The following is an 8,195-nucleotide window of genomic DNA, read 5'->3' on the forward strand; positions in this document are numbered from 1 at the left end:
GACGATACTCAGGGGGACGTGAGACGAGCGTAAGACAGCCCGGCTACAGCGAGTGCATGAGGTCTCGCGCGCGGCGCGCCAGACGGCGGGTCGCCTCATCGGAGAGCTCGGGGATCTCCTCCACCGGGAACCACCTCAGGTCGAGCGACTCGTCGCTGATCACGGCCTCGACGTCGGCCGGGGCGACGGCGCCGTACTCCACGTCCAGATGATGGCTGTGCGGCGGGTGACACCAGACCCGGTGCCGGTCAAGGGCGAGCGGACCGGGCAGCAGCCGCAGGCCGGGGATGCCGGACTCCTCGGTGGCCTCCCGCAGGGCCACGGCCTGGAGCGAGATGTCACCGGGCTCGCAGTGGCCTCCCATCGGCAGCCACATGCCGGCTTTGGGGTGCAGCGTGAGCAGCACCCGCTCGCCGTCATGGGAGAGCACCGCGGTCGTGGCCGTCAGGTGCCCCGGCACGCACTCGCGCCACATGGCGTCCTCGTGGGTCTCCACATGCCGCAGGAACTCCTTGCGCAGAAGCTCCTCCTGCGCCGTCGGCGCGGTCCAGCCGGCGAGCACGCTCTGTGCGTGCGCGCGCAGACTCACGCGGAGTCGTCCTTGCCGTCCCTGCCGTCGTCCTCGGTGGGGGGCTCCTCCAGGGACGCGTCCAGGCCGGACAGGTCGAACTGGGGCTCTCCCCGGACGAATCCCGCGGGATTGTCGAGGTCGTCGGCGGTCGGCATCAGGTCAGGGTGACCCCATACCTCGTCCCTGCCGTCGATGCCGCGGTCGGCCTCCAGCGCCTGCCACAGAGCCGCCGCCTCGCGCAGGCGGCGAGGACGCAGTTCGAGACCGACGAGCGTGGCGAAGGTCTGCTCGGCGGGACCGCCGGTCGCCCTGCGGCGCCGTACCGTCTCCGCCAGCGCGGTCGACGAGGGCAGCTTGCCGTCGGCGGCGCCGTCCACGACCGTGCCGACCCAGCCCTCGACCAGCGCGAGCATGGTCTCCAGCCTGCTCAGGGCGGCCTTCTGCCGGTCGGTCTCCTCGGGCTTGAGCAGGTTGCCGCCGCTCAGCGCCTGCTGGAGCTGCTCGGGGTTGTTGATGTCCAGCCCCCGTAGCTGCTCCTCCAGGGCGGACACGTCCACCGTGATGCCCCGGGCGTACTCCTCCACGGCGCCGAGCAGATGCGCGCGCAGCCACGGCACGTGCTGGAACAGCCGGTGGTGGGCCGCCTCGCGGAGAGCCAGATACAGCCGGATCTCCTCACCGGGCGTCTCCAGCCCCTGGCTGAACGTGGCGATGCCGCCGGGCAGCAGGGCGGCGTCGCCGGACAGCGGAAGGCCGATGTCGGACGAGCCGATCACCTCGCGGGCGAGCGAGCCGATGGCCTGGCCGATCTGCTGGCCGACCATCATGCCGCCCATCTGCTTCATCATGCCCATCAGCGGCCCGGCCATGGCCTGGGCCTCGGCCGGCAGACCGGCGGCGCCGAGGGTGCCGCTCATGGTCTCGACCATGCGGGCCGCGATCGGATCGCAGAGCTGCTGCCAGACGGGAATGGTCTTCTCGATCCATTCCGACCGGCTCCACGCCTGCGGATTGCCCACCCCGCTTGGAAGCGCGGTCGCCTCGTTCAGCCACAGGTCGGCGAGATTGAGGGCGTCCACGATCTGACGCCGCTCGCCTTCCATGACACTCGGGTCGCCTTCGGCGGCCACGACGTGCCGGGCGATGTTCTTCGCCATGTCCCAGTTGACGGGACCTGAGCTCGGTGGCGCGGAGAGCATGTCGGCGAACTGGCGCATGGCCGCTGCGATCTGCTCCGGGTCGCCGAACATGGCGAACGGATTCTCGTTGGGGTCGTTTTCCCGACCTGGCAAGTCAGTCACCGCTCTACCTCGTGCAGGATGGAGGAGTCCACATCCGCCACGTTATCCGTCGCATGGCGGGTCAGTGCAAAGTGAGGACCTGGTGCCTACCTCGAAACGCCTCCGACCTCCGGTCGTCGCCGTCACCGGCGCGGCCTCGGGTATCGGCCGTGCATTCCTCATGAAGGTCGCCTCGTCTGCGGCTTTCCGCAGGGTTGTGGCCATCGACGACCAGCGCGGCGATGTGTCCGACGTCACCTGGCGAGTCCTTGATGTCCGGGATCCGCTCTTGGCGAACCGGATCTCCGACATCGACGTTCTCGTACATCTGGGGGGTGACTACGCGCTCGACGCCGACCCCGGAGAGCGACGCGCCTACAACCTGCGCGCGGCCCAGACGGTGCTTACCGCCAGCGCCGCCGCCCGGGTACGCCGCGTCGTGCTGGTCACCAGCGCCATGGTTTACGGCGCGGCGCCGGACAACGACGTTCCGCTGCCCGAGGACTCCCCGGTGGCCGCCGAACCCGACACCGGCATCGTCGGCGACCACCTGGAGATCGAGGCGCTGGTCCGGCGCTCGCTGCGCAGCCATCCCGGCCTTGAGGTGACCGTGGTGCGCCCCGCCGCCGTGGTCGGACCGGGCGTGGACAGCGTGGTCACCCGCCACTTCGAGGCGCCCAGGCTGCTCAGCGTCAAGGGATGCAGCCCCCGCTGGCAGTTCTGCCATATGGACGACCTGGTCACAGCGCTGGAGATGGCCGCGCTCGGCACCGTCTCTGGGGTGGTGGCCGTCGGATGCGACGGCTGGCTGGAGCAGGACCAGGTGGAGGAACTCTCCGGCCTGCGCCGGTTCGAGCTGCCCGCCGGACTGACCTTCGGCACCGCCCAGCGCCTGCACCGGCTGGGCATCACCCCGGCCCCGGCCACCGACCTGCACTACGTCGTCTACCCGTGGGTGGTCGACTGCGCCGGGTTGCGCGCGGCCGGATGGAAACCGCTGTGGAGCAACGAGGCCGCGTTCGAGCAGCTCCTGGAACTGCGCGAAGGCAGGCACACGGTCGTCGGCCGCCGCCTGTCCGGCAAGGAGGCCACGATCACCGCGGCCGGCGCGACCGTCGCGGTCCTCGGCACCGCCGCGATCGTCCGCGTCGCCCGCAAGAAACGACGTATGTGAGGCTCCGCGCCCGGTGCCCGTTCCCCCCGGCGGGACAGACCCGGCCGGGTCCCGTTCTCGCAGGTGGCGCGTACGCGGGACCCCGTCGGTACGCCGTGCGGACCGGAAAGCCCGGCTTCCGGGGCGGTACGCTCTCTGACGTGGACGTCATCCGTTTGCTCGATATCCGCGACCGGGCGCTCTCCGTCGACGAGGTGCTCTCCGCCGTCGGAGACCAGGCCGCGGGCGGCACGACGATTTTCATCGGCACCGTGCGGGACCAGGATCACGGCAAACCGGTCACACAGCTGTCCTACTCGGCCCACCCCAGCGCCGAGAACGAGCTGCGCCGGGTCGCTGAGAAGATCACCACTGACTTCCCGGTGACGGCGCTGGCCGCGGTGCACCGGGTCGGCGACCTCGGACTCGGCGACATCGCGGTCATCGTGGCGGTCGCCAGTCCCCATCGTGCCGAGGCGTTCGCAGCCTCCCGGCGGCTGATCGACGATCTCAAGAGCGAGGTGCCGATCTGGAAGAACCAGCTTTTCGCGGACGGCTCGGCCGAATGGGTCGGGGCTTGCGAGTGAGATCAGGTGCAAGCCGTACGATTCGGAATATGACGGCGCGTACGTGCATCTCCCTGACCGGCCGCACGGCATAGGCTGCGTCCATGTCCCGACGAGCGCTGACCCTGATGGTGGCCGGCTTCCTCACGCTTCTGTTCGGCGTCGTCGGCGCCGTGCTGCCCGTGCCGTACGTCGTCCTGAGCCCTGGACCGACCGAGAACACCATCGGAGACATCAAGGGCAAGCCGGTGATCAGCATCGAGGGACACGAGACCTACCCGGCCTCGGGCATGCTCAGCCTCGTCACCGTCGCCTACCAGGGGGGGCCGGGCAACAGGATCGACCTGTTCAGCGCGCTCAGAGGCTGGGTCGACCCGACCGTCGCGGTCGTGCCGGAGGAGACGATCTTCCCGCCGACGAGCACGGCCGAAGAGGTCGAGCAGCGGAACACCCAGGAGATGACCAACTCCCAGGACGACGCGACCGCGGCGGCGCTGTCCGAGTTGAAGATCCCTTACACCGCCGTCGTGAGCGTCGCCTCCGTCCAGAAGGGCCTGCCGGCCGACGGGAAGTTCAAGTCCGGGGACGAGATCGTCTCGGTGAACGGGGTCCGCGCGGTCGACCGCGAGACCATCTCCGCGACCGTCCGCAAGCAGAAGCCCGGCCAGACGGTCACCTTCGTCGTCAAACGCGGCGGCCAGAGCACGACTCTGGCCATCCCCACGGCGGCGGATACGGACGGCACGTCCATCGTGGGCATCACCATGCAGATCAAATACAGATTCCCGTTCAAGGTGAAGATCAACGTCGGCGACGTCGGCGGCCCGAGCGCGGGGATGATGTTCTCCCTCGGCATCATGGACAAGCTCACCCCGGGTTCGATGACCGGAGGCCAGGCGATCGCCGGGACCGGGACGATCACGGCGGAGGGCGAGGTCGGCCCGATCGGCGGCATCCAGCAGAAGATGGTGGGCGCCCGCAGATCCGGAGCCACGGTCTTCCTCACCCCGGCGGCCAACTGCGCCGAGGCGGTCAAGGCGATCCCCGACGGGCTGAAGCTGATCAAGGTGAAGACCCTTCACGACGCCGTACAGGCGATCGACGTGGTCCGCACCGGTTCCGGCACCGCGCCGAGCTGTTCCGCCGGTTGACGGCAGGAGCACCAGCAGCACCGAGGTGACCAGATCGCGCGTCCGGGCACCGATTCGGTGTCTCGTGCGTTGACAGTGGTGGATTCGATACCTGTGGGGCGTTGTGGCCGGACCGTGGCCAAGAGGCTGAGCGCGACCCAACCCCCTCCGGTGTAGGTTGCCAAACACGGACCGTGCTCTTACGACAAGGGGTTGGCCTTGAGCTTCCGGACCCCCGGAGCCGGTAGGGCAATGCGCTTGCCCCGCCGGCCACGACTGCTACTTCCCGTCGCGATCGCCATCGTCGCGCTCGTTGTGTTGTTCTTCCTTTTCGCTGGCATCTTCACCGACTACCTCTGGTACGACTCGGTGAACTACACGTCGGTCTTCTCCGGTGTGATCATCACACAGATCCTGCTCTTCATCGTGGGCGCCGTACTGATGGCCGGCCTGGTGGGCGGCAACATGCTGCTCGCCTACCGGATGCGGCCGATGTTCGGCCCGGGCATGTTCGGCGGCGCCAGTGGCGCCGACCGCTACCGGATGGCCCTCGACCCCCACCGCAAGCTGATCTTCCTGATCGGTGTCGCCGTTCTCGCCCTGTTCGCGGGATCGTCGTTCTCCGGCCAGTGGAAGACCTGGCTGGAGTTCGTCAACGCCACGCCGTTCGGCGAGACCGACGCGCTGTTCAAGTACGACGTGTCGTTCTTCATGTTCACCTACCCGTTCCTGCGGATGGTGCTGGACTTCCTGTTCACCGCGGTGGTGCTGTCGGCCATCACGGCGGCACTCGTGCACTACCTGTACGGCGGGTTCCGGCTCCAGTCGCCCGGCGTGCACGCCTCCCGAGCCGCCCGGATCCACCTGTCGGTGCTGCTCGGTGTGTTCGTGCTGCTCAAGGCGGTCGCCTACTGGATCGACCGCTTCGGCCTGGTCTTCTCCGACCGCGGATTCGCGTACGGCGCGTCCTACACCGACGTCAACGCGGTGCTGCCCGCCAAGACCATCCTGGCGATCATCGCCCTGATCTGTGCCGTTCTCTTCTTCGCCGGGGTCGTACGGCCCGGCGGCATGCTGCCCGGCGTCTCCTTCGGCCTGCTGGTGCTCTCGGCCGTCCTGATCGGCGGGGTCTATCCGGCCCTGGTCGAGCAGTTCCAGGTCAAGCCGAACCAGCAGAACAAGGAGCAGATGTACATCAAGCGCAACATCGACGCCACCAGGAAGGCCTACGGCGTCGACAAGACCGATGTCATCGACTACGCGGCGCAGGGTGACGTCTCCAAGGTCAACGTCACCGCCGACAGTTCGATCTCCGGCGTGCGACTGCTCGATCCCAACCTGGTCGCCAAGACCTACCAGCAGAAGCAGCGTATCCGCGGTTTCTACGACTTCCATGACCCGCTCGACGTCGACCGTTACCCGGATGAATCGGGCAAGATGCGCGACACCGTGGTGGCGGTGCGAGAGCTCGCCGGGCCGCCCGCCGAGCAGAACAACTGGATCAACCGGCACCTGGTCTACACCCACGGCTACGGCTTCGTGGCCGCGCCGGGCAACGAGGTCGACTCGCAGGGCCTGCCCAACTTCGACGCCAAGGACATGCCGGTGACCGGTCCGCTGGTCGAGCGGACGGGGCTGAAGGAGTCGCGGATCTACTTCGGCGAGTCCCCGGGAGCGCCCGACTACGTCATCGTGGGTGGCGACAAGGCGCAGGAGCTCGACTACCCGCTGAGCAGCGGCACCGGTCAGCAGAACACCACCTACGACGGCAAGGGCGGCGTCCCCGTCGGCTCGTTCCTCAACCGTCTCCTCTACGCGGCCAAGTACAGCGAGAAGAACCTGCTGCTGTCGAGCGACATCAACGACAAGTCCAAGATCCTCTATGAGCGCAACCCGCAGCAGCGCATCGCCAAGGTCGCGCCGTTCCTGAGCCTGGACGACAACCCCTACCCGGCCATCGTCGACGGCAGAGTGGTCTGGATCGTCGACGCCTACACCACCTCCAACGCCTACCCCTACTCCGACAGCAGGAGCCTGGAGGCGATGACGCGGGACCTGGTCACCGATCCGCGCCTGGTGGTGCCGCAGCCGCGCGATCAGATCAACTACATGCGCAACGCGGTCAAGGCCACGGTGGACGCCTACGACGGCACGGTCACGCTGTACGCCTGGGACGAGAAGGACCCGATCCTGCGGACCTGGCGTAAGGCCTTCCCCGGCATCATCAAGCCGGAGAGCGAGATGTCGGACGGCCTCAAGCAGCACCTGCGTTACCCGGAGGCGCTGTTCAAGGTCCAGCGCGACGTGCTGTCCCGCTACCACATCGATGATCCGAACGCGTTCTACAGCGGTCAGGACTTCTGGAACGTCCCCAACGACCCGTCCTCGGGTGGCCGGGACATCAAGCAGCCCCCGTACTACCTGTCGGTCAAGATGCCCGACACGGAGGAACCGACGTTCTCCCTGACCACCACGTTCGTGCCGCGCCAGGGCCCCAACCTGGCCGCGTTCATGGCCGTGGACGCCAACCCGGGGCCGGACTACGGAAAGCTGCGCATCCTGCGGATGCCCTCCAACACCACCATCCCCGGCCCCGGCCAGGTGCAGAACAACTTCCAGAACAAGTTCTCCGGCGAGCTCAACCTGCTCGGCATCGGTGGGGCGAAGATCCGCTACGGCAACATGCTGACCCTGCCGTTCGCCGGCGGCCTGGTCTACATCGAGCCGGTATACGTGGAGACCGCCGCCTCCTCGGGGCAGGAGCCGTATCCGATCCTCCGCCGGGTCCTGGCCTCCTACGGGGACAAGGTCGGCTTCGCCGACACGCTGGAAGGCGCTCTGAAGCAGGTCTTCGGGGAGCACACCCAGCAGGCGAAACCGGATGTCACCAAGCCGAACACGCCGGTCCAGTCCAACACCACGCTGAGCCAGGCGATCACCGAGGCGCAGCAGGCGTACGACAAGGCGCAGAAGGCACTGGCAGCCAACCCGCCGAACTGGGCCGAGTACGGCGAGGCTCAGAAGGAGCTGCAGAAGGCACTGGAGAAGCTGGAAGGTGCCGTGGCCTCGACGACCACGCCTGTTCCGGCCCCGTCGGAGTCTCCGGCCCCGGCTCCCTCCGGGAGCCCGACACCGACCCCATCACCGAGCCCCTAAAGAGTTCACGGACCCAGTGAGCCATTTGATTCGCCTCCACCGTCAAAGCCGGGTAGTCTTAAGACACACACCGACGCGGGGTGGAGCAGTTCGGTAGCTCGCTGGGCTCATAACCCAGAGGTCGCAGGTTCAAATCCTGTCCCCGCTACCAGAGTGAGAGGCCCGGATCTTCTTGAAGATCCGGGCCTCTCGCGTTGACCGGGATTTTCTGTGGTGCGCAATCAATTTGCTCTCCACTGCCAAAGCCGGGTAGTCTTAAGACACACACCGACGCGGGGTGGAGCAGTTCGGTAGCTCGCTGGGCTCATAACCCAGAGGTCGCAGGTTCAAATCCTGTCC

At 67.7% G+C, this 8,195-nt stretch carries 6 protein-coding genes and 1 tRNA gene; 5 read left to right on the forward strand and 2 right to left on the reverse strand.

Annotation, left to right across the window (positions count from 1 at the left end; all coding sequences use genetic code 11):
* Positions 1 to 43: 43 nt before the first annotated feature.
* Together ACIN94_RS05145 and ACIN94_RS05150 are read right to left on the reverse strand one after the other, a co-directional pair.
* Positions 44 to 589 carry an NUDIX hydrolase gene (locus tag ACIN94_RS05145; RefSeq protein ID WP_400699884.1) on the reverse strand — a complete coding sequence of 182 codons (546 nt, stop codon included), beginning with the start codon at positions 587 to 589 and terminating at the stop codon, positions 44 to 46.
* A complete protein-coding gene (locus ACIN94_RS05150) occupies positions 586 to 1,872 on the reverse strand; it encodes a zinc-dependent metalloprotease (protein WP_400699887.1) in 1,287 nt (428 codons plus the stop codon). The genes ACIN94_RS05145 and ACIN94_RS05150 overlap by 4 nt, the downstream gene beginning before the upstream one ends.
* A 79-nt stretch (positions 1,873 to 1,951) precedes the next feature.
* On the opposite strand from ACIN94_RS05150, the gene ACIN94_RS05155 reads away from it, so the two are divergent.
* The 5 genes from ACIN94_RS05155 to ACIN94_RS05175 all read left to right on the forward strand — a co-directional run bounded on the left by ACIN94_RS05155 (position 1,952) and on the right by ACIN94_RS05175 (position 8,007).
* The gene (locus ACIN94_RS05155) at positions 1,952 to 3,025 is read left to right on the forward strand and encodes an NAD-dependent epimerase/dehydratase family protein (RefSeq protein ID WP_400699968.1); all 1,074 of its coding nucleotides are present in this window, start codon (positions 1,952 to 1,954) and stop codon (positions 3,023 to 3,025) included.
* A 140-nt stretch (positions 3,026 to 3,165) separates the two neighbouring features.
* On the forward strand, positions 3,166 to 3,591 hold the full coding sequence (locus ACIN94_RS05160) for a molybdenum cofactor biosynthesis protein MoaE (protein ID WP_400699889.1): 426 nt from the start codon (positions 3,166 to 3,168) through the stop codon (positions 3,589 to 3,591).
* 83 nt (positions 3,592 to 3,674) lie between these two features.
* Positions 3,675 to 4,721 carry a PDZ domain-containing protein gene (locus ACIN94_RS05165; RefSeq protein WP_400699891.1) on the forward strand — a complete coding sequence of 349 codons (1,047 nt, stop codon included), beginning with the start codon at positions 3,675 to 3,677 and terminating at the stop codon, positions 4,719 to 4,721.
* A 231-nt stretch (positions 4,722 to 4,952) separates the two neighbouring features.
* Positions 4,953 to 7,856 (forward strand): UPF0182 family protein, encoded by a 2,904-nt coding sequence (locus ACIN94_RS05170; protein ID WP_400699893.1) that lies wholly within the window; start codon positions 4,953 to 4,955, stop codon positions 7,854 to 7,856.
* Between the two features lie 74 nt (positions 7,857 to 7,930).
* Positions 7,931 to 8,007 (forward strand) — tRNA-Met (locus ACIN94_RS05175).
* Positions 8,008 to 8,195 lie beyond the last annotated feature (188 nt).

Origin of the sequence: Streptosporangium sp. NPDC087985 (genome assembly GCF_044741965.1) — a bacterium.
Lineage (GTDB): Bacteria > Actinomycetota > Actinomycetes > Streptosporangiales > Streptosporangiaceae > Streptosporangium.

Excerpts from the sequence above, each read along its gene's own strand:
- ACIN94_RS05165 (WP_400699891.1), top strand. The coding sequence starts at position 3,675 with ATGTCCCGACGAGCGCTGACCCTGATGGTGGCCGGCTTCCTCACGCTT.
- ACIN94_RS05170 (WP_400699893.1), top strand. The coding sequence starts at position 4,953 with ATGCGCTTGCCCCGCCGGCCACGACTGCTACTTCCCGTCGCGATCGCC.